Source organism: Streptomyces sp. NPDC001663, from assembly GCF_042893105.1.
In the GTDB taxonomy this organism is placed as follows: domain Bacteria; phylum Actinomycetota; class Actinomycetes; order Streptomycetales; family Streptomycetaceae; genus Streptomyces.
Genome location: NZ_JBIAUR010000014.1, coordinates 199,428 through 217,806, shown reverse-complemented (window position 1 = coordinate 217,806; position 18,379 = coordinate 199,428). Strand labels below are relative to the sequence as shown.

Here is an 18,379-nt window from a genome sequence, read left to right as displayed (position 1 = left end):
ACCGACCACATCTGTTCAGCCACTGCCCAGTCGGTCCGCCAGGCAAGCCAGATAGAGGGCCATCGTCGTGCGGTGGTCGCGCAGTGAGCGGCCGGTGATCTGCTCGATCTTGTTCATGCGGTAGACGACGGTGTTGCGGTGGATGTGCAGCGCGGCGGAGGCCCGGACCAGATTGAACCCGCTCTCGCACCAGGCGGTGATCGTGTCCCGCAGCGCCGGCCAGTCCGGCTGGGCGCGCAGGCCGGCGGTGGTGAGGTCGAGCAGGCGGCTGCGTGCGGACTGGTTCACCGCGGCCAGGACCTGGTGGACGCGCAGGTCGGCGATCTGCTGGACGGGGGAGTCCCCGGCCGAACGCCCGCCCAGGCGCAGGGCGTCGCACGCGTCCTGGTAGGAGTCGTGCAGACCGGCGACGGAGTCGGCAGGCTCGCCGATGCCCACGCGTGCCGTAAGTCCGTCCTGCGCGGCGACCACGTCGACGACCCGTCGGCAGTCGGCGACCAGGGCAGTCGTCCCGCGGCGGGCCGGACAGCGGTGCAGGACGCCGATCCGCCCCGGAGCCGTACCGGCCACGATGTCCTGGGCGTCGGCGAAGACCTCGCGGACGGTGCGCAGCAGTTCCGTGCGGACCAGCGCCACGTCCTGGGTGGGGGCGCCCCGGCGCCGCGCGGCGCCCTCGGGCACGGTCACCTCGATGGCCACCGCGACCCGCTGCAGCCGTAGGTCGAAGCCGAGTTCGGCGGCACGGAACACGAGGAAGTCGCCCTCGACGACCTGGGGATCGTAGGAGGCGATGTCGGCGAGCAGCTTCTCCGCCGCCCGCTCCGAGAGCAGACGGGAGCGCAGCATCACGGACTCCCGCAGCAGGATCTCCGTCTGCCGTTTCACCAGCAGTCCGAAGCGGCGCACCTGTGCGGGCGTGCCGGTGATGCCGACGGTGCCCACCGCCCGGCCGTCGGTGACGAGCGGCAGGGTGACTCCGGGGCGTACCCCGCGCAGTTGCTGGGCCTGTGAGGCGTTGTGCGTGGCCGGTTCCTGTGTACGGACGACCTCGACCGACGCCTCGTGGAAGGAGCCGACCCGGCTGCTGTCGCCGCTGCCGATGACCATGCCCTCCGCATCGGTGATCAGCACGTTGAAGCCGATGACGGCGGAGGTGTCCCCGGCGATCTCCTGGGCGAGTGACGGGCTCAGCACGACGGTTCCTCCCATGCGGGGGAGCGGGCCGGGGTTGGACGCACCGTACAGGGCAGCGCACGATTCCGGCCACAAGTTCGTACGAAGTGAACGGTGACGCGCCGCCGGGCCGATCTCTAGCGTATGGGCCCAATCAACCTCCCGCCGAGGGCACAGCGCGGTGAACGGCGGGCCCCCTCAGTGCCGATACGGAAGGCCCACGCCGATGATCCGTGTGCGCTCACTCGCCGTCGCTCTGTCCGCGATGCTGATGATTTCCACGGTCGCCGCCTGCAGTTCGGACGGCGACGACTCCCCGAAGAACGTGTCCGCGAAGACCGCCGCCCTGGGCACGCTCACGCCCGGCGTCATCAAAGTGGCCGTCCAGCCCTACGCGCCCTACACCAGCGTCCAGGGCGGCAAGATCGTCGGCCTGGACGGCGACATCCTCGCCTACGTCGCCAAGAAGCTCGGCCTCCAAGTCAAGCCGCAGGTGACGGACTTCGCCGGCATGCTCGCCGGAGTGCAGTCCCGCCGGGTGGACATCACCGTCGGCGGTGTCGCCTGGTCCGCCGACCGGCAGAAACAGGGGCTGTTCACCGACCCGCCGTACTACTCGCCCCCGGCGATGGCCGTCCGCAGCGGCAAGACCTACAAGACGGTCGACGACCTCAAGGGCCTGAATCTCGGCACGGTCGAGGGCTACGTCTGGGTCAAGTCCATCCAGTCCGTGCCCGGCGCCAAGCTGCACGCCTACCCGGACGCCACCGGCGTCTTCGACGACCTCGGCGCGGGCCGCGTCGACGTCGGCTTCCTCGACCCGCTGATCATCATCGCGGCGCAGAAACAGCGTCCCGAACTGAAGATCAGGACGGAGTACCTGACACCGCCGACCGCCGCCGAGGTCAAGGCCAAGCCCGCCTACGCCTACTTCCAGCCGTACCAGACCGGCTTCTATCTCCCCAAGCAGGCAACCAAGTTGGAGAAGGCGATCTCCGCGCAGATCGACGCCATGTACACCAACGGAGAGATGGCCAAGCTGGTGAAGAAGTACGGCGGTGACCCCGAGCAGTTCCTCAAGCCCGCCGCCGACGTCGCCACCGCGCGCCGCGGTGTGGACCGTCCGAGCAGCTGGACGCCGCCGTCCATCGGCCAGTGAGGGGAGGGAACATGTCCGGCCTCTTCCAAGTCCCCTGGTCCGACTACCGGTCCGACCTCCTCGACGCGCTCTGGCGCACCGTCTCCTACACCCTGGTCAGCTTCGCCGGTGCGGTCCTCCTCGGCCTGGGTGTGGCGCTGCTGCGGCTGAGCAGGGCGTGGCCCGCGCGGGCCGTCGCCGCCGTCTACACCGAGGTGTTCAAGAACGTCCCGCTGCTGGCCATCATCTTCCTGACCTACTTCGGCCTGGCCTCGGCCGGCATCCGGCTGGACGTGTTCACGGCCGGCTGTCTCAGCCTGATCGTCTTCTACGCCGCCTACCTGTCGGAGATCTTCCGCTCCGCGATCAGCGGCGTGCACGCCGGACAGACCGAGGCGGGCGAGGCGCTGGGACTGGGCCGCGCGGGCATCTTCGCCCATGTCGTCCTGCCGCAGGCCGTACGCCAGGCCCTGCCCGGCACCAACACCATGCTGGTCGACCTGCTCAAGTCCACCTCGCTGCTGGTCACCGTGTCCGCCGCGGAGCTGATGTCGGAGGGCCGCCTGATCACCTCGGCCACCTTCCGGGCGCTGGAGGTGTATCTGGTCATCTCGGCCATCTACTTCGCCCTGTGTTACCCGCTCTCCCAACTGCTCCTGCTGCTGGAGCGGAAGGTGCGCGCCGGGGTTCCTCTGTCGCCCTGGCGACGTCGCCGGGTGCGGGCCGCTCGTGCGCTGCTCGCGGCCGACCTCGGCGCGGCAGCCGACCTGAAGGAGGCGACCGTATGACCGAGCCAGTGACCACGGAGAAGACCGCCGCCCCGTCGGACCGCGCCGAGGCGGTCGTACGGATCGAGGGCCTGAGCAAATCCTTCGACGGCCGCCTGGTGCTCGACGACGTGAACCTCGAGGTCGACCGCGGCCGCATCGTCAGCGTCATCGGGCAGAGCGGCGGCGGCAAGACGACCCTGATGCGCTGCGTCAACCTCCTCGAACGCCCCGACCGGGGAACGGTGGAGGTGGCCGGCGAGGTGGTGCACAGCGGCGGCCGCACGCTCTGCCGCGATCTGCCCAGGCTGCGCCGCACGGTCGGCATGGTCTTCCAACGCTTCAATCTCTTCCCGCACTTGACCGCCGTGGAGAATGTCGTCCTGGCGCAGCGCAAGGCAGGCATCCCGGAGCCGGAGGCCCTGGAGCGTGCCGTCGCGCTGCTGCGCCGGGTCGGTGTGGCCCACCGCGGCCTCGCCCAACCCGACCAGCTCTCCGGCGGGGAACAGCAACGCGTCGCCATCGCCCGGGCGTTGGCGCTCCGCCCCGAGGTACTGCTCTTCGACGAACCCACCTCCTCCCTCGACCCGGAGGCCACCCGCGAGGTGCTCGGCGTGATGCGCGAACTGGCGGCCGACGGTATGACGATGCTGCTGGTCACCCACGAACTGCCCTTCGCCCGCGAGGTGTCCGACCACGTCGTCTTCGTCGACGGCGGCCGGATCGTGGAGGAGGGCGCGCCGCGGGACGTCCTCGACCGCCCGGTCCACGCCCGCACCCGCGAGTTCCTCACCGCCTACGAGTCGGCGTCATGACCGCCCCCGTGGTGGTGCTCGGCGGCGGCGTCGTGGGCCTGTGCACCGCGTACTACCTGGCCGAGGCAGGCCTCGAGGTGGAGGTCGTCGAACGGCGCGGTCTGGGCTCGGGAGTCTCCCGGGGCAACGCGGGCTGGATCTGCCTCAGCCACTCAACACCCGTACCGGCACCGGGGGTTGTCCGGTACGCACTGCGCTCGCTGGGCCGACCGGACTCGCCCCTGTATCTACGCCCGCTGCCCGACCCGGCGTTCGTCCGCTGGCTGTGGCGCTTCTGGCGCAGCAGCACACCGGCCGCCTTCCGGCGCGGCTACAGGGCGATCGCCGAGCTGAACCGCACCACCTTCGACCTCTTCGACGGCCTGCGCGAGGCCGGCGTCGACACCACCCTGACCCGCCCGGGCATGGTCCACGCCTTCCTCACGCCGGCCGAGGCCCGCCACCACCTCGCCGTACAAAGGGAGATGGCGGACGGCCGCTATCCCCTCCCCGACGACGTCACCACCGGAGACGAGGCCCGTCTGCTGGACGGCGCCCTGTCGTCCGCCGTTCGCGCGGCCTACCTGGTCGAAGGCGAGGGAGTGGTCGACCCGGAGGCCTTCGCCCAAGGCCTCGGTCAGGCACTCGCGGCGGCCGGAGTGAAGATCCACGAGAACACGGAGGCGGTGGGTTTCCGGACGGCAGGGGGGCAAGTCGCCGCGATACGAACCGACTTGGGCGAGATTCCCTGCTCGTCCGTCGTCATCGCGGCCGGTATGCGCTCCTCACGTCTGCTGGGTGCTCTGGGCCACCCGCTGCCCCTCCAGGCGGGCAAGGGCTACAGCTTCTCGGTGGACCTGGACCCGGCCCCCCGGCACACCTTGTACTTCGGCGAACGCAGGGCCGTGGCCTCACCGATCGCCGGCACCACCCGCATCGGCGGCACGATGGAACTGAGCGGCAACAACAACCGCCTGGACTGGCGCCGAGTCGTCGCCGTGGCTCTCGCCAGCCGCCACTACCTGGGCCGCTGGTTCGACGACCCGGACGATCTCGTCGGCCTGATCCGCGACCCCTGGGTCGGCGGCCGCCCCTTCCTCCCCGACGGTCTCCCGGTCATCGACCGGGTTCCCGGCCACGACAACGCCTTCGTGGCCACCGGCCACGGCATGCTCGGCGTCACCCTGGGCCCGGTCACCGGCCACCGTCTCACCGAGTACGTCGTGACAGGCAGACGCCCCGCCGCCCTGGGCCCGTTCCGCTTCGACCGGCTGCGCCGCTGAACGTCGGTGCGCGGAAACGCAGTTGTAGGGCGGCGGGGCCTGCGATATCCATACCGAGTGCTGCGTGGTGACAGAGCCGGGCTGCGGGCCCGGCACGAGGACGACGTTCCGGTACTCCACCGCGAGCTCTACGAGGACGTGGCCACCCGCTCCCGCGCCGACTCGCGCGCCTGGCGGCCCATCCCGGAGGGCTCGCCGGAGTCCCCGTACGCGGTGACCGCCCCGTCCGACACGCTGGCCTGCTTCTCGGTGGTCGACCTGGAGTCACAGGAGCTGGCCGGCGAGGCCCTCCTGTGGAACATCGACGCCCACAACCGCAACGCCCACCTCGGCATCTCGCTCCGCCCCGCGTTCCGCGGACGCGGACTCGGAGCGGACGTCGTCCAACTGCTCTGCCACTACGGCTTCGTCGTACGCGGCCTGCAACGCCTGCAGGTCGAGACGCTCGCCGACAACACCGCGATGATCGCCGCCGCGACCGGCGCGGGGTTCACGGTCGAGGGCAGGTTGCGAGCGGCGGCCTGGGTGTACGGCTCGTTCGAGGACGAGGTCGTCCTCGGGCTCCTGGCCCGCGAATGGGCGGGTGCGGAAACCGCTCCCCACGCAGAGCCCTGAGCGGGCGCGAGGACACACGGCGGCCAGGAGTTCGTAACAAGCCATTGACAACGGCTTTGCCCGTGGGCACTCTCATGTGCACGCGGTTGGCTAAACGATTAGCCAACCCGAAATCCACCACTTTGGGCAGGGGCAATGGCGCGCCGGATCGGGATCAAGGACGTGGCCGCGGCGGCAGGTGTGTCGACCGCGACCGTGTCGCACATCCTGAACGGCGTCGAGGGCAAGCGGGCCAGCGCGGAGACCCGGCAGCGCGTCCTGCAGGTCGCCGAGGAGCTCGGGTACGCGCCGAACGGTCTCGCCCGGGGCCTCAGGCTGAAGCGCTCGCAGACCATCGGCTTCGTCAGCGACGAGATCGCCACCACCCCTCACGCGGGCCGGATGATCCTGGGTGCCCAGGAGGCCGCCGCCGCCGAGGGCCTGGTGCTGCTGCTGGTCAACACCAGCGGCGATGCCGAACTGGAGCGCACGAGCATCGAGATGCTGCTCCAGCGGCAGGTGGACGGCGTGCTCTACGCGGCGATGTACCACCGCAACGTGCGCCTGCCGGAGAGCCTGGGCTCGACGCCCACCGTGCTGCTGGACGCGCGTGCCGAGGACCCCGCCATCCCCTTCGTCGTACCCGACGAGGTCCAGGGCGGTTACACGGCGGTGCGCGAGCTGACCGACCACGGGCACCGCAGGATCGGTGTGACCGTGCAGACCGTCGACGTGCCCGCCCGGCAGGGCCGCCTGGAGGGCTACCGCAAGGCGCTGGCCGAGGTCGGCATCCCGTACGACCCGTCGCTGGTCGCCGCGGAGACGGCGGTGCCCTTCGGCACGACCGCCGGCGACGTGGAGACGGGCTACCGGGCCGCCCGGCGGCTGCTGACACTCGAACAGCGGCCGACGGCGCTGTTCTGCTTCAACGACCGGATGGCCGCCGGTGCTTACCGGGCCGCCGCCGAGTTGGGACTGTCCATCCCCGGCGACCTGTCGGTCATCGGGTTCGACAACCAGGAGCTGGTCTGCGAGGCCGTTCACCCCGCGCTGAGCACGGTTCAGCTTCCGCACTACGAGATGGGGGCGCGGGCCGTGGCCCAGCTGCTCGCACTCACCAAGACGCCGGGCCGGCCACCGGGCCCGGACACCCAGGAGATGCTGCTTTGCCCGCTGGTGGCGCGGGCATCGGTCGCTTCGCCGCCCCGACTCTGACCCCGGGACGGCGAAGCAGTTCGCACCATGACAGGCGACCGTCGCAACCGGTCGTCATGCCCGTCAGTACATGAACACAGTGAGGGTACACACATGTCCCCCGAGACTTTCAACGAGTCGTCGGACTCCTGCAGCCTGCTGATTTCCGACTTCCAGGCCTCCCAGGCGCGAGGGCACTGAGCCGCGCGCTCCCCGCCGACCGGGCGTCGGCGTTCCGGTGAACCTCTCCCACAGCTCGCCATCGGCCTCAGTTCGGCCCGCGCTCCCGTCGCCATGCCGCCGGAGCCTGCCGCGAGCACCGGCGGAGGCCACCTTCTTCGAGTCCTACGAAGGGATGGCGGCCGGCGCTGCCCGGTGACCGTCCCCGCTGCTCTCCGCACATACCGAAAGGCACGTGTGTGTCCACCGCGCCCTGTGATCCGTTCCGGCCCGTCGCGCACCTGCGCCCGCCCCGCAACTGGATCAACGACCCCAACGGTCTGGTCTTCCACGACGGCCACTACCACGTCTGCTACCAGTACAACCCCTACGGTACGACCCACGCGAACATGCACTGGGGCCACTTCCGCAGCCCCGACCTGCTGAGCTGGGAACCGCTGCCGATCGCCCTGTCGCCGACCCCGGGCGGCGAGGACGCCGACGGCTGCTTCTCCGGCAACGCGGTCTCCGACGGCGACCGGCTCGTCGCCTTCTACTCCGCGAACCGCTGGGAGCGCTGGCACCAGCCGGTCACTACTGCCACCTCCCTCGACGGCGGCCGGACCTTCACCCCGCGCGGAGAATTGCTCGTCCCCGAACCGCCCGGCGGCTGCACCATGTACCGCGACCCGTACGTCTGGCGGCACGGTGATGGCTGGCGGATGCTGGTCGGCGCCGCCCTCGCGGACGGCCGCGGCGCGGCCCTGCTCTACGAGTCGCCGGACCTGGACACCTGGACCTACCTGGGCCCCTTCGACGCCCGCGAGCAGCAGCCGGTCGGCGGCACCGACCTGCACACCGGCGAGGGCTGGGAGTGCCCGCAGTACCTCCCGGCGAGCTCCGAAGGCCCCGGCGCCCTCATTTTCAGCGCGTGGAACGAACGCGACGAAGCACGCTGCGTCGCCGCCCTCATCGGTGCGGAACACGGGGACGCCTTCGAGGCCGGTCCGCCCGTCCTCGCCGACCACGGCCCCGACTGCTACGCACCCGCGCTGCTGCGCGCACCGGGCGGCCGCTGGCTGCTGTGGGGATGGTCCTGGGAGGCCCGGGAGGAATCCTGGGTGCTCGCGGACGGCTGGTCCGGCATGCTCACCCTGCCCCGCGAGATCTCCGTCGACGCCGACGGCACGCTGCGGCAGCAGCCCGCCGCCGAACTGTTCGCCCTGCGCGGCGAGCACACCGTGCACACCGCGGGCGAGGTCCACGGCCCGGAGCCGGTGGAACTCGGCGGCGTGGGCCGCGCCTTCGACCTGACGGCCCGTCTGGAGCCCAGCGGATCCGCCGGACTGCGGCTGCTGACCGACCCGGACGGATCCGAGTACCTCGACATCCGCGTGGACACCGCGACCGGCGAACTGGTCGTCGATCGCGACCACAGCTCCCTCGACCCCCGCGCCCACGGCGGCACCTACCGCATGCCCTGCCCCGCCGGCCAACCGGTCGAGCTGCGCGTGGTCGTCGACCACTCCGTCGCCGAGGTCTTCCTGACCTCCACCGGCCAGGTGCTCACCCTGCGCTTCTACCCGACGGGCGACGGCCCGTGGCGATTGCAGGCCCGCAGCGCGCCGGACGCACGGCTCGGCTACACGGTCGACGCCTGGGCGCTGCAACCCCTCGTGATCAAGGAGCCGAGCGCCGACGCGCCGTAGGGCTCGCGGCGATCCCGAACCCCCCATGCACCTCGCACCACCCACCCTCATCCCGGCACCACACCTGGAGGCACCAACGATGATCGCCGGAACCAGCAGAGCCCGTCGGACGGCCGGTACGGCCCTGGCCCTCGTCCTGCCCCTGACGGCGCTGGCCGCCTGCGGGGGAGGCGGCGGCAGCACGGCCAAGTCCGCCGCGGGCAGCGGCACGGGCACCATCACCGTCTGGGCCCATCAGGGACAGGCGAGCGAGGCCACCGCCCTGCAGAACGCGGTGAAGACCTTCAACTCCGCGCAGAAGAAGGTCAAGGTCAAGCTGACGCTGATCCCCGACACCGACTACACCAAGACCATCACCGCCACCGACGCCGCCAAGCTTCCCGACGTGATGGAGTTCGACGGCCCGACCATGGCGAGCTTCGTCTACAACCAGAAGCTCGCCGCGATCGACGACTACGTCTCCGCCAAGACCCTGGCCAACGCCACGGACGCCATCAAGGCCGAGGGCGAGATCGACGGCAAGCACTACGGCCTGGGCATGTACGACTCCGGCCTCGGCATCTACGGCAACAAGAAGCTGCTGGACGCGGCCGGGATCAAGTACCCCACCGGTCTCTCCGACGACTGGACCGCGGCCGAGTTCACCGCCGCCGTCAAGAAGCTGGCCGCCAAGGACTCCGACGGCAAGAGCCTGGACCTGCAGGAGAGCAACGGCTACGCGAACGAGTGGGGCACCTACGGCTTCGCCCCGATCGTCTGGTCGGCCGGCGGATCGCTGTTGAAGGACGGCAAGGCCGAAGGCGCCCTCGACACCTCCGCCGTGGCCTCGGCGCTGAAGACCTTCCAGGGCTGGAAGAAGTACACCGACCCCAACACCGACGGAAACGCCTTCGCCAAGGGCCGCGTGGCGCTCAGCTGGGTCGGCCACTGGATGTACCCGGCCTACAGTAAGGCCCTCGGCAAGGACCTCGTCGTGCTGCCGCTGCCCGACTTCGGCGACGGCCCCAAGACCGGCCAGGGCTCCTGGGCCTGGGGCATCGGCGCCGACACCAAGAACGGCAAGGCCGCCGGCGCCTTCCTCGACTCCCTCCTCAACGACACCAACGTCACCGCGATGACCACGGCCAACGGTGCCCCACCCGGCACGAAGTCGGTGCTGGCCAAGAACCCGCTGTACAAGCAGGGCGGCCCGCTGCAGCTCTTCGCCGACCAGCTCGCCAAGCCGTGCGGCGACAGTGACATCACCAAGTCCTGCGTCGCCGTGACCCGTCCGGTCACCGCCGGATACCCCACGGTCACGGCCAAGTTCAGCCAGGCCCTGAGCGATGTCTACGGCGGCACCGACCCGAAGACCGCCCTGGCCAAGGCCGCCCGCGCCATCGACCAGGACTTCTCGGACAACGACGGCTACAAGCTGCAGTAGCAGGCATCCAGCAGCCGGGAGGGCCGGGCGCACACGGGCCGACCACGACAGCGCCCGTCCCTCCCGGCCGGGAAGAGGACCCCTACGTGACCACCGTGAACCCCGCACCAGCCGCACCCGCCGACCGGAAACCGATCTCAGCACCGACATCCGCCAAGCCCCCTCGGGCCGGGCGCAGGAACCGCGACCGGGTGCACGGGCTGCTGATGTCCGCGCCCGCCCTCGGCGGCCTCATCGCCTTCGTCGGTGTGCCGTTCGTCTACGCGGTCGTGCTCTCCTTCTACAACGTGCGTCTCGGCTCGCCGCTGCCGCCCCGCTTCTTCGGCCTCGAGCAGTACCGGCGGATCTTCACCGACCCCGACATGTCCGGCCCGTTCCTGCGGGCCCTGCTGAACAACCTCACCTTCGCCGTGGTCGTGGTCCCCCTGCAGACCGGCCTGGCCCTGGCGCTGGCGATCCTCCTCAACCGCAAGCTCAAGGCCATCGGCCTGTTCCGGTCGTTGTTCTTCCTGCCGGTCGTCTTCCCGATGGCGCTGGTTGCCGTCATCTGGCGGCTCATCCTGGCCCGCAGCGGCGACGGTCTGCTCAACTCCGCGCTGCACGCGGTGAGTTTCGGCAACTGGGGCGCCTTCGACTGGCTCGGCGACACCGCCACCGCCATGGCCTCGATCATCGTGCTGTCCGTCTGGCAGGGCGTCGGCTTCCAGATGGTCATCCTTCTCGCCGGTCTCCAGCAGATCCCCGGCGAGCTCTACGAGGCCGCCCAGCTCGACCGGGCCACACGGCGGCAGCAGTTCCGCCATGTCACCCTGCCCGGCATCCGCGGCACGCTCGTGTTCGTCGCCATGCTCACCTCGGTGCTGTCCTTCCGCGTCTTCGACCAGATCTACGTCCTCGTCAAGGGCGGCGGTCTCGACGAGGACGCCACCCGCACGGTGATGTACCAGGCCGTCACCACGGCCTTCGACCAGAACAACGTCGGCCAGGCGTCCGCGATCACCGTCGTCTTCTTCCTGATCGTCGTCGTCCTGACCCTGATCCAGCGCCGTGTCGTCCGTGTCGGCAACGAGGACTGATCCCCATGGCCCAGACCCGTACACCCCTGCACCGCTTCCTCGACTACACCGTCCTGAGCGTCCTGGCCTTCGTCTTCGTGCTGCCCGTCCTCTACCTGATCCTCGGCAGCTTCAAGCCCTCCGACCAGGTGCTCAGCGGCCTGACCGGCTTCCTGCCCACCCACCTGTCCTTCGACAACTACACAGCCGTCCTGGACAACTTCAACTCCGATGCCACCGGCTACTTCTGGCGCTTCATGGGCGTCTCGCTGCTGCTGTCCACCGTCGTGGTCCTCGGCGGACTGATCGTCAACTCCGTGGCCGCGTACGGCCTTTCCCGGCTGCGGTGGCGTGGCCAGGGCGCCGTCTTCACCCTCGTACTGCTGCTGATGCTGGTGCCGTTCGAAGCGGTGGCCGTCCCGCTGTTCTACATGTTCAACGACCAGCGCAACACCATCTACATCCAGGCCGTCCCGTTCATCGCGAACGCCTTCTCCATCTACCAGTTCGCCACGTTCTTCCGCGCGATCCCGCCCAGCATCGAGGAGGCGGCCCGGATCGACGGCGCCGGACCCTGGCGCACCTTCTTCGCGATCATCGTCCCGATGTCGAAGCCGGTGTTCGCCTCGGTCGCGATCCTGACCTTCCTCACCCAGTGGGGCGCTTTCCTCTGGCCGGTCCTGATGGTCTCCGACCCCTCGGTGCGCCCGCTGCCGCTGGAGATGAGCGTCTTCCAGGGCCAGCAGCCCGTGGACTGGGGCCAGGTCCTCGCCTTCGGCGTCCTGCTGGTCCTGCCCGTCCTGATCGTCTTCGCGTTCTTCCAACGGTGGTTCGTCCAGGGCGTCGCCAGCTCGGCCGTCAAGGGCTGAACTTCCGCTCCTGGAAAGGAACTTACCGACGCCGGGGTGTGCGTCAGCGCCCGCGCAGCGGATTGGCCCGCGCCGCCGCCAGCAGGTACCACGCCGTCGCGCCCGTGTGCCGGTACGGGTAGTAGCCGAAGCCGAACCCGGTGTCCAGCGGACTGCTCGCCGACACCACACCCGACCGTTCCGGCAGGGCCTTGCTCCCCACGGTCTGGCCCGCGCCGAGTCGGTCCTGGGCCCGGTCGATGGAGGCGACGAGGCGAGCGGCGCGCCGTTCGTCGCCGGGCGCGCCGCGATCGCGCAGGGCCAGGGCGAGATGGGCGGTGCCCTCGAACCACACGCCGTTGCGGTCGGGCTTGGGCTGCGAGGGCGCGATCGGTGAGTCCTCGTCCGCCACGAGGGAGGCCGAACTGAAGGTGACGCCTTCGTACGACTGCCCCGCGGGAACCGTGCTGTTGGGCCGCTCGGCGGTGTCCAGCACCGCGAGCTTGCCCGCCGCCCAGTCCACCGACCGGGCCCGCCGGCGGTCGTGGAGCGAGAGATGGCTCCAGGTCTGGGTGTCCTCGGGGATCGGGGAGGTGTTGACCGTGACGCCGTCGTTGGTGCCGGTGTAGAAGAACCCGCCGGACTCGTTCCACATCCTGTCGAGGAACGCCTCGGCCCGAGCGCGCCGCTCCAGCCAGGCGGCGTCCCCGGTCAGCCGCGCGAGACGCCCGAACAGACAGGTCAGATCGATGTTGTGCTCGGTGGAGGTGAACGGCAGCTTCTTGTCGGCACCGTCGACCCCGAACTTGTAGCCACCGAGCGGCTCATCGGTCCGCGCGTGCGCCTCCACCCATTCACCGATCCGTACGGCACCTGCGAGGAAGCGGCGCGCCTTCGTACGGCCCGCCAGTGCGGCCAGCGCGATACCCGCCCACGCCATGTCCCCGACTGCCGTACCGGTGAAGCCGAATTGGGGACCGACGTTCACCGTGCCGTCGGCATGGACGAAGCCGTCCGGCTGCGCCGAACCGTCGTAGAAGACATACGGCCCCACGTTGTACGCCTGCCGAAGCCGGCCGTCCGTGTACTGCGGGTCATGGCCCTGCGCGTACAGCAGCGCGTCACCGAGAGCCACGGCTCTGGCCCGCGAGTCGGGGCCGGGGTGGGCGAGGTGGGCCAGGATCGCGAGGGCGTTGTCGTAGGTGAACGCCGTGCTGAAGAGGCCGGCCTGATCGCTGTAGCTCTGGGTCAGGCGGATGCTGCCGTGGTCCGGATAGCCGTCCATGGCCGCGTCGAGGAAGGCGTAGCCGCGAGTACGGGCATCTCCCGCTCCGGCGGCGGGAGTTGAGGCGCCGACTGCGCGAGCCGCACCGTTGCCGAAGACGGTCAGGGCGGCTGCGGCGGTACCGGCCCCGATGAGCGTCCGACGGGTGACGCTACCGGCCATGAGTGATCTCCTCGGGGTCAGTGACGCGGCTCGATCGATTCTGAGAGCGCTCTCAACGGGGCACATTCTGCTGGGGTCGGCGGAGGCGGTCAAGGTGATGAACGAGGGATGAGGTGCTCGAGTGCCGGACGAGGCGCCGGATCGCCCCGAGCCCCAACTTGCCGCGTTCTGCCCGGCCTTCACGGACCGGGCACATCCGTGTAGGTGAGAGCGCTCTCAGTCATAACCGTTGACGCCTTCGCGCGGCCGGCACCACAGTGACGGACGCGGTTTTCCGTTGCAGCCGCCACCTCCTGTTTCCCCCCACCTCGTGGAGGTCACCCCGTGTTGCACCACAAGCATGCAAGGAAGAGGCGTCGACTGCTCAAGGCAGCCATCGGCGCACTGAGCGGGCTGGCCCTGCTCGGCGGTGGTCTGTACGGCCTCGCCAGTGCCGACGTTCCGTCAACTCCCAACGGCTGGAGCCTGGTTTGGAGCGACGACTTCTCCGCCGCGGCGGGCAGCCTGCCCTCCAGTGACAACTGGATCATCGACACCGGGACCAGTTACCCGGGCGGCGCCGCGCACTGGGGCACCGGCGAGGTGCAGACGTACACCTCGGACCCCGCCAACCTTCAGCAGGACGGTGCCGGGCATCTGAAGATCACCCCGATCAAGGACGCGGCCGGCAACTGGACGTCCGCCCGGATCGAGACCCGGCGCAGCGACTTCGAACCACCGGCCGGAGGCAAGCTGCGCATCGAGAGTCGCATCCAGGTCCCCGACGTCACCGGCGACGCGGCCGACGGCTACTGGCCCGCCTTTTGGACCCTGGGCGCGCCCTTCCGTGGCAACTACCAGAACTGGCCCGGCATCGGCGAGTTCGACGTCATGGAGAACGCCAACGGCGCCAACAAGGTCTTCGGCACGCTCCATTGCGGCACCAACCCGGGCGGCCCGTGCAACGAGACCAGCGGCCTGGGCGCGAGCAGGGCCTGTCCCGACACCGCCTGCTCGGGCAACTTCCACACCTACGCCTTCGAGTGGGACCGCAGCGCCTCCCCGCAGGAACTGCGCTGGTACGTCGACGGCGTGCAGTACCACTCGGTCAACGCCTCCCAGACGGACGCATCCACCTGGAACGCCGCGACGGGCCACGCCCACTTCATCCTGCTGAACCTGGCGATGGGCGGCGCCTTCCCGGACCCACTCGCCGGACACGCCACCCCGAGCTCGTCCACTCGATCCGGAGTGCCGATGCTCGTGGACTACGTGGCGGTCTACAGCTCGACCGGCGGTTGAGGCGTCCCCGCTGCGGCGTGCGCGCGTCAGTCCGTAGCACCCGCCACCCGATCGAGGAACCCGTCGACGAGGTGGCTGGCGTTGGCCCGGGCGGTCGCCTCCAAGTCACCGCTGAGGGCGAGGAGTTGGCCGGGGTCGACGCCGTGCCGCAGCGCCTGCTGCTCGCCGCCGTTCGCCAGCCACCCCCGCAGCATCCACATGGTGATCTCCGGATGGAACTGCACCCCGAGGCTCCGTCCGACCCGGAACGCCTGCACGCCCACCTCGTTCCGCGCCAACTCCTCGGCGCCCGGCGGCAGTACACAGCGGTCGTAGTGCCACTGCATCCAGGGGCCCCGGCCCACGAGAGAGGCGTCGTACGTGTCGATCTCGGTCCAGCCGATCTCGGGACGCGGCGACGCCTCGACCGAGCCGCCGAGGGCGGTGGTCAGCGCCTGGGCGCCGAAGCAGACGCCGAGCACCGGTATGCCGAGGTGGTGGGCCTTGCGCAGCAGCGCGAGCTCCTCGCCGATCCAGCTGCCGACGGCCGTCTCGTCGTACACCGACCACGGCGCACCGAGCGAGACGACGAGGTCCCAGTCGGCGGCATCGGGAAAGTCGAAGACCACGTCCGGCGCGCGGTGACGCTGCTCGGGCACGACGGTCACGGTGCTGAGGCCGTAACCGCGCTCGACGAGCCGGGCGCCGACCAGCCCGGGCTCGGTCAGGTGGTCGTGCTGGATGACGAGTGCGCGCACGGTGGGGCTCCTCGGCGGTCGGTGGGTTCGGCGGGGCCCTTCGAGCATAACGTTTGAGATCAAATGACGATCAGAGCCAGCGCCGGGCCGCCTCCACGCTGTCTCCGCCACTGGTGTTGAACGCGATGGCGGCCTGGGGCGCATGGCGGCGGATCAGGTTCACGATCTGCTCGAAGAGCGGAAGGAGTTGCTCTGCCTTGCGGATGCCGCCGCCGACGACCACCACGTCCCACGGACGCTCGGTCAGGGATGCGACGAGGGCGGACTCGGCCGTCCCGTCGAACACGACCAGTGCCATGGCCGCGGCGATGCCGTGCTCGCCGAACCGGGCCAGCTCCATGTCGAGAGCCGCGAGAAGGGCCTGACCGTCGACGCCGGGTATTGCCTGCGGGTCGTAACCGACAACAAGTACAGAAGGCACCGAGACTCAGCCCTTCGCCCGTCGCCCACTGCGCCGAGGTGCCGGCTCGGCCCCGTTGAGCAGGGACTGGCGGCGTTCCTCGCCGTTCTCCTCCACCTGGAGGACCACGCGGCGCAGGCTCTCCGCCACGGTGCGGCACTCCTCGTCCGTCAACTGGCCCGTGACGAAGGCCTCTTCCTCGTTGAACGCCGGGAACAGGCGCTGCATCAGCTGCTCGCCCTCGTCGGTGAGGCTGAGCAGGACCAGCCTGCCGTCCGACGGGTGGCCGGCCCGTCGGATGAGTCCGCGTGACTCCAGGGTGCGCGACACGCCGGTGAGCGTCCCCTTGGAGATGCCCGCCTCCTCGGCCACGTGCCGGGTCTCCGACTCGCCCCACACCCATACGACCCACAGCACGACGAACGCCGTCCAGGTCAGGTCGGAGCCGCGCAGTACGGAGTTCTCCACGTGCTGGCGCACCGCGGAGGCGGCCCGGTAGATGTTGGCCACGGCCGCCATCTGGTCCCGGCGGATCGGGAAGCCGCCGAGTTTCGCCGCGGCGAGCTTCTCGGCTTCGGTGATGGATCGCTGGCCGGGCACAGGCGCTCCCTCGCTCTTTCACTCTCTTTGACCGTTCGGGCTCAAATTGTACGAGGGGAGCCGGCGCTCGTGGACGATGCGTCCGTCGAAGACCGTCAGGTCCACCTCCGCGTCCGTGATCGCGTGCGGGTCCAGATCCAGCAGCGGGCGGTCCAGGACGCACAGGTCCGCGACCTTTCCGGTCTCGATCGACCCCTTCCACTCCTCCGCGAAGTCCTGACGCGCCGCATTGATCGTGTACGCCCGCAGGGCCTCGGCCAGGCCCACGCACTGCTCCGGGCCGCTCTTGCGGCCGCTCGCCTTCGACTCCCGCAGCATCATCGCGGCCACCCCCTGCCGCCAGTCCGGCTCGGTGATCGGTGCGTCGGAGCTGGCGCAGACCGCGACTCCGGCCTCGACGGCCGAGCGCACGGGCCACTGGTACGCCGAGCGCTCGGGCCCGACGACCTCGTCCATCAGGTCGGAGATGGTCCACTTGATGGCCGGGTTCATGTTGATGCCGTACCCGTGCGCGGCGAGCTTGGCCAGGCCGGCGGCGCCGACGAAGTCGCCGTGGATGACGTAGTGGCGGGCGTCGGGCCGCGGGGAGGCCTCGTTGGCGGCGAGGAACGCGTCGACGACCGTGTCGATGGCCCGGTCGCCGGTGACGTGCACGCCGAGCTGGAAGCCCGCCTCATGGGCGATCCGGATCATCTCGCGCAGCTCGTCGACCTGGAGCGCCGGGGTGGCGCCGTGCACGCACAGCGCGCCGTGGCCGCCGCCGGCGTAGGGCTCGTTCATCCAGGCCGTACGGTTCGGCGGCACCCCGTCGCCGAAGATCTTGACACCGATGGTGCGCAGCAGGCGCGGGTCGGCGGACTCCGGGCGGCGCAGCTCTGCCAGCCCCTTGCGCAGCTCGTCCGCGGAGCCGCCCATCGGCGCCGGCAGCAGCAGAACACTGACCCGGGCCTGCAGTTGGCCGGTGGCCGCGAGGTCGGCGTACGCGGTCCAGTTGTCGGTGCTAAGACCGCCGAAGAGGGTGGTGGTGCCGCCGGGGCCGAGACCGGGCTCGGTATAGCTGGTGATGCCGCGGGAGTGGAGCTCGGCGATCACGTTCTGGATGGCGTGGCGGCGCTGGGCCACCGTGGGGGAGGGGAGGGCCGCCTGGACCAGGCCCTGGGCGGCCTCGCGCAGGATTCCGGTGGGTTCGCCGTCCGGGTCCAGGTCGATCACGCCGCTCGGCGGTGGCGCGCTCGCCGCGTCGATGCCGCACTGTCGTAGCGCCGCGCTGTTGACCCACACCATGTGCGAGGAGAAGTCGGTCAGACAGACCGGATTGTCCGGCGCGACCGCGTCCAGGTCCCGGCGGTGCGGAAAGCGGCGCGGGTCGGCGAGACACTCCGCGAGATAACCGGGGTCCCAGCCCAGCCCGACGAGCCACTCACCGGGCCGGGCCGCGCGCACCGCCCGCTCCACGGCGGCCGCGATGTCGGCGATCGAGCCCACCGCCGGGTGCCCGACGGCGATGGCGAACGGCGGCTTCGTCATGCCGTACGCAGCCCCGTGCAGATGGGAGTCGTTGATGCCGGGCAGGACGGTCCGCCCGCCCAGTTCGACGACCCGCGTGCCGGGCCCGGCCAGGGCGCGGATCTCGGCGTCGCCGCCGACGGCGACGATGCTCCGGCCGCGCACGGCCACGCCCTCGGCCACGGTGAAGCCGTCGTCGACGGTCAGGACCTGGCCGCCGGTCAGGATGAGGGTGGGGGTGCTGTCGCTCACGCGATGCCTCTCTGATCTG

At 70.4% G+C, this 18,379-nt stretch carries 17 protein-coding genes; 11 read left to right on the top strand and 6 right to left on the bottom strand.

Annotation, left to right across the window (positions count from 1 at the left end; all coding sequences use genetic code 11):
- Nucleotides 1-15: 15 nt before the first annotated feature.
- Nucleotides 16-1,209 carry a CdaR family transcriptional regulator gene (locus tag ACFY1L_RS38635; RefSeq protein ID WP_388835341.1) on the bottom strand — a complete coding sequence of 398 codons (1,194 nt, stop codon included), beginning with the start codon at nucleotides 1,207-1,209 and terminating at the stop codon, nucleotides 16-18.
- Nucleotides 1,210-1,399: 190 nt separating this feature from the next.
- Here ACFY1L_RS38635 and ACFY1L_RS38630 point away from each other — a divergent pair, with 190 nt between their 5' ends.
- The 10 genes from ACFY1L_RS38630 (at nucleotide 1,400) to ACFY1L_RS38585 (ending at nucleotide 12,158) form a co-directional block, all read left to right on the top strand.
- Nucleotides 1,400-2,332 (top strand): substrate-binding periplasmic protein, encoded by a 933-nt coding sequence (locus tag ACFY1L_RS38630; protein ID WP_388835338.1) that lies wholly within the window; start codon nucleotides 1,400-1,402, stop codon nucleotides 2,330-2,332.
- An 11-nt stretch (nucleotides 2,333-2,343) separates the two neighbouring features.
- Entirely contained in the window at nucleotides 2,344-3,099 is a 756-nt protein-coding gene (locus tag ACFY1L_RS38625; RefSeq protein WP_388835335.1) for an amino acid ABC transporter permease, read from the top strand.
- Nucleotides 3,096-3,893 carry an amino acid ABC transporter ATP-binding protein gene (locus ACFY1L_RS38620; protein ID WP_388835332.1) on the top strand — a complete coding sequence of 266 codons (798 nt, stop codon included), beginning with the start codon at nucleotides 3,096-3,098 and terminating at the stop codon, nucleotides 3,891-3,893. The genes ACFY1L_RS38625 and ACFY1L_RS38620 overlap by 4 nt, the downstream gene beginning before the upstream one ends.
- Nucleotides 3,890-5,155, top strand: coding sequence for an NAD(P)/FAD-dependent oxidoreductase (locus ACFY1L_RS38615; protein ID WP_388835329.1), 1,266 nt, complete (start codon nucleotides 3,890-3,892; stop codon nucleotides 5,153-5,155). The genes ACFY1L_RS38620 and ACFY1L_RS38615 overlap by 4 nt, the downstream gene beginning before the upstream one ends.
- A 57-nt stretch (nucleotides 5,156-5,212) precedes the next feature.
- Nucleotides 5,213-5,770, top strand: a complete 558-nt coding sequence (locus ACFY1L_RS38610) for a GNAT family N-acetyltransferase (RefSeq protein WP_388835326.1) — start codon at nucleotides 5,213-5,215, stop codon at nucleotides 5,768-5,770.
- 135 nt (nucleotides 5,771-5,905) lie between these two features.
- Nucleotides 5,906-6,964: a LacI family DNA-binding transcriptional regulator gene (locus ACFY1L_RS38605; protein WP_388835322.1), complete on the top strand. Its 1,059-nt coding sequence runs from the start codon at nucleotides 5,906-5,908 to the stop codon at nucleotides 6,962-6,964.
- Between the two features lie 398 nt (nucleotides 6,965-7,362).
- The gene (locus tag ACFY1L_RS38600; RefSeq protein WP_388835319.1) at nucleotides 7,363-8,811 is read left to right on the top strand and encodes a glycoside hydrolase family 32 protein; all 1,449 of its coding nucleotides are present in this window, start codon (nucleotides 7,363-7,365) and stop codon (nucleotides 8,809-8,811) included.
- Between the two features lie 79 nt (nucleotides 8,812-8,890).
- Nucleotides 8,891-10,234, top strand: coding sequence for an ABC transporter substrate-binding protein (locus ACFY1L_RS38595; protein WP_388835316.1), 1,344 nt, complete (start codon nucleotides 8,891-8,893; stop codon nucleotides 10,232-10,234).
- A gap of 86 nt (nucleotides 10,235-10,320) precedes the next feature.
- Nucleotides 10,321-11,310, top strand: coding sequence for a carbohydrate ABC transporter permease (locus ACFY1L_RS38590; RefSeq protein WP_388835313.1), 990 nt, complete (start codon nucleotides 10,321-10,323; stop codon nucleotides 11,308-11,310).
- A 5-nt stretch (nucleotides 11,311-11,315) separates the two neighbouring features.
- The gene (locus ACFY1L_RS38585; protein ID WP_388835310.1) at nucleotides 11,316-12,158 is read left to right on the top strand and encodes a carbohydrate ABC transporter permease; all 843 of its coding nucleotides are present in this window, start codon (nucleotides 11,316-11,318) and stop codon (nucleotides 12,156-12,158) included.
- Nucleotides 12,159-12,201: 43 nt separating this feature from the next.
- Here the strand turns inward: ACFY1L_RS38585 and ACFY1L_RS38580 are convergent, their stop codons facing one another.
- The gene (locus ACFY1L_RS38580; RefSeq protein WP_388835307.1) at nucleotides 12,202-13,584 is read right to left on the bottom strand and encodes a Tat pathway signal sequence domain protein; all 1,383 of its coding nucleotides are present in this window, start codon (nucleotides 13,582-13,584) and stop codon (nucleotides 12,202-12,204) included.
- Nucleotides 13,585-13,908: 324 nt separating this feature from the next.
- On the opposite strand from ACFY1L_RS38580, the gene ACFY1L_RS38575 reads away from it, so the two are divergent.
- On the top strand, nucleotides 13,909-14,865 hold the full coding sequence (locus ACFY1L_RS38575; RefSeq protein WP_388835304.1) for a glycoside hydrolase family 16 protein: 957 nt from the start codon (nucleotides 13,909-13,911) through the stop codon (nucleotides 14,863-14,865).
- Nucleotides 14,866-14,891: 26 nt separating this feature from the next.
- Here the strand turns inward: ACFY1L_RS38575 and ACFY1L_RS38570 are convergent, their stop codons facing one another.
- The 4 genes from ACFY1L_RS38570 to ACFY1L_RS38555 all read right to left on the bottom strand — a co-directional run bounded on the left by ACFY1L_RS38570 (nucleotide 14,892) and on the right by ACFY1L_RS38555 (nucleotide 18,360).
- On the bottom strand, nucleotides 14,892-15,602 hold the full coding sequence (locus ACFY1L_RS38570; protein ID WP_388835301.1) for a type 1 glutamine amidotransferase: 711 nt from the start codon (nucleotides 15,600-15,602) through the stop codon (nucleotides 14,892-14,894).
- Nucleotides 15,603-15,672: 70 nt separating this feature from the next.
- On the bottom strand, nucleotides 15,673-16,023 hold the full coding sequence (locus ACFY1L_RS38565) for a hypothetical protein (RefSeq protein ID WP_388835298.1): 351 nt from the start codon (nucleotides 16,021-16,023) through the stop codon (nucleotides 15,673-15,675).
- Nucleotides 16,024-16,029: 6 nt separating this feature from the next.
- On the bottom strand, nucleotides 16,030-16,602 hold the full coding sequence (locus ACFY1L_RS38560; protein ID WP_388835295.1) for a MarR family winged helix-turn-helix transcriptional regulator: 573 nt from the start codon (nucleotides 16,600-16,602) through the stop codon (nucleotides 16,030-16,032).
- 18 nt (nucleotides 16,603-16,620) lie between these two features.
- On the bottom strand, nucleotides 16,621-18,360 hold the full coding sequence (locus ACFY1L_RS38555; RefSeq protein WP_388835292.1) for an amidohydrolase: 1,740 nt from the start codon (nucleotides 18,358-18,360) through the stop codon (nucleotides 16,621-16,623).
- Nucleotides 18,361-18,379: the final 19 nt, after the last annotated feature.

What these genes read in the sequence shown, in the direction of transcription:
- ACFY1L_RS38635 (WP_388835341.1), bottom strand. Translation starts at nt 1,209, where the DNA reads ATGGGAGGAACCGTCGTGCTGAGCCCGTCACTCGCCCAGGAGATCGCC.
- ACFY1L_RS38630 (WP_388835338.1), top strand. Translation starts at nt 1,400, where the DNA reads ATGATCCGTGTGCGCTCACTCGCCGTCGCTCTGTCCGCGATGCTGATG.
- ACFY1L_RS38625 (WP_388835335.1), top strand. Translation starts at nt 2,344, where the DNA reads ATGTCCGGCCTCTTCCAAGTCCCCTGGTCCGACTACCGGTCCGACCTC.
- ACFY1L_RS38620 (WP_388835332.1), top strand. Translation starts at nt 3,096, where the DNA reads ATGACCGAGCCAGTGACCACGGAGAAGACCGCCGCCCCGTCGGACCGC.
- ACFY1L_RS38615 (WP_388835329.1), top strand. Translation starts at nt 3,890, where the DNA reads ATGACCGCCCCCGTGGTGGTGCTCGGCGGCGGCGTCGTGGGCCTGTGC.
- ACFY1L_RS38605 (WP_388835322.1), top strand. Translation starts at nt 5,906, where the DNA reads ATGGCGCGCCGGATCGGGATCAAGGACGTGGCCGCGGCGGCAGGTGTG.
- ACFY1L_RS38595 (WP_388835316.1), top strand. Translation starts at nt 8,891, where the DNA reads ATGATCGCCGGAACCAGCAGAGCCCGTCGGACGGCCGGTACGGCCCTG.
- ACFY1L_RS38585 (WP_388835310.1), top strand. Translation starts at nt 11,316, where the DNA reads ATGGCCCAGACCCGTACACCCCTGCACCGCTTCCTCGACTACACCGTC.
- ACFY1L_RS38580 (WP_388835307.1), bottom strand. Translation starts at nt 13,584, where the DNA reads ATGGCCGGTAGCGTCACCCGTCGGACGCTCATCGGGGCCGGTACCGCC.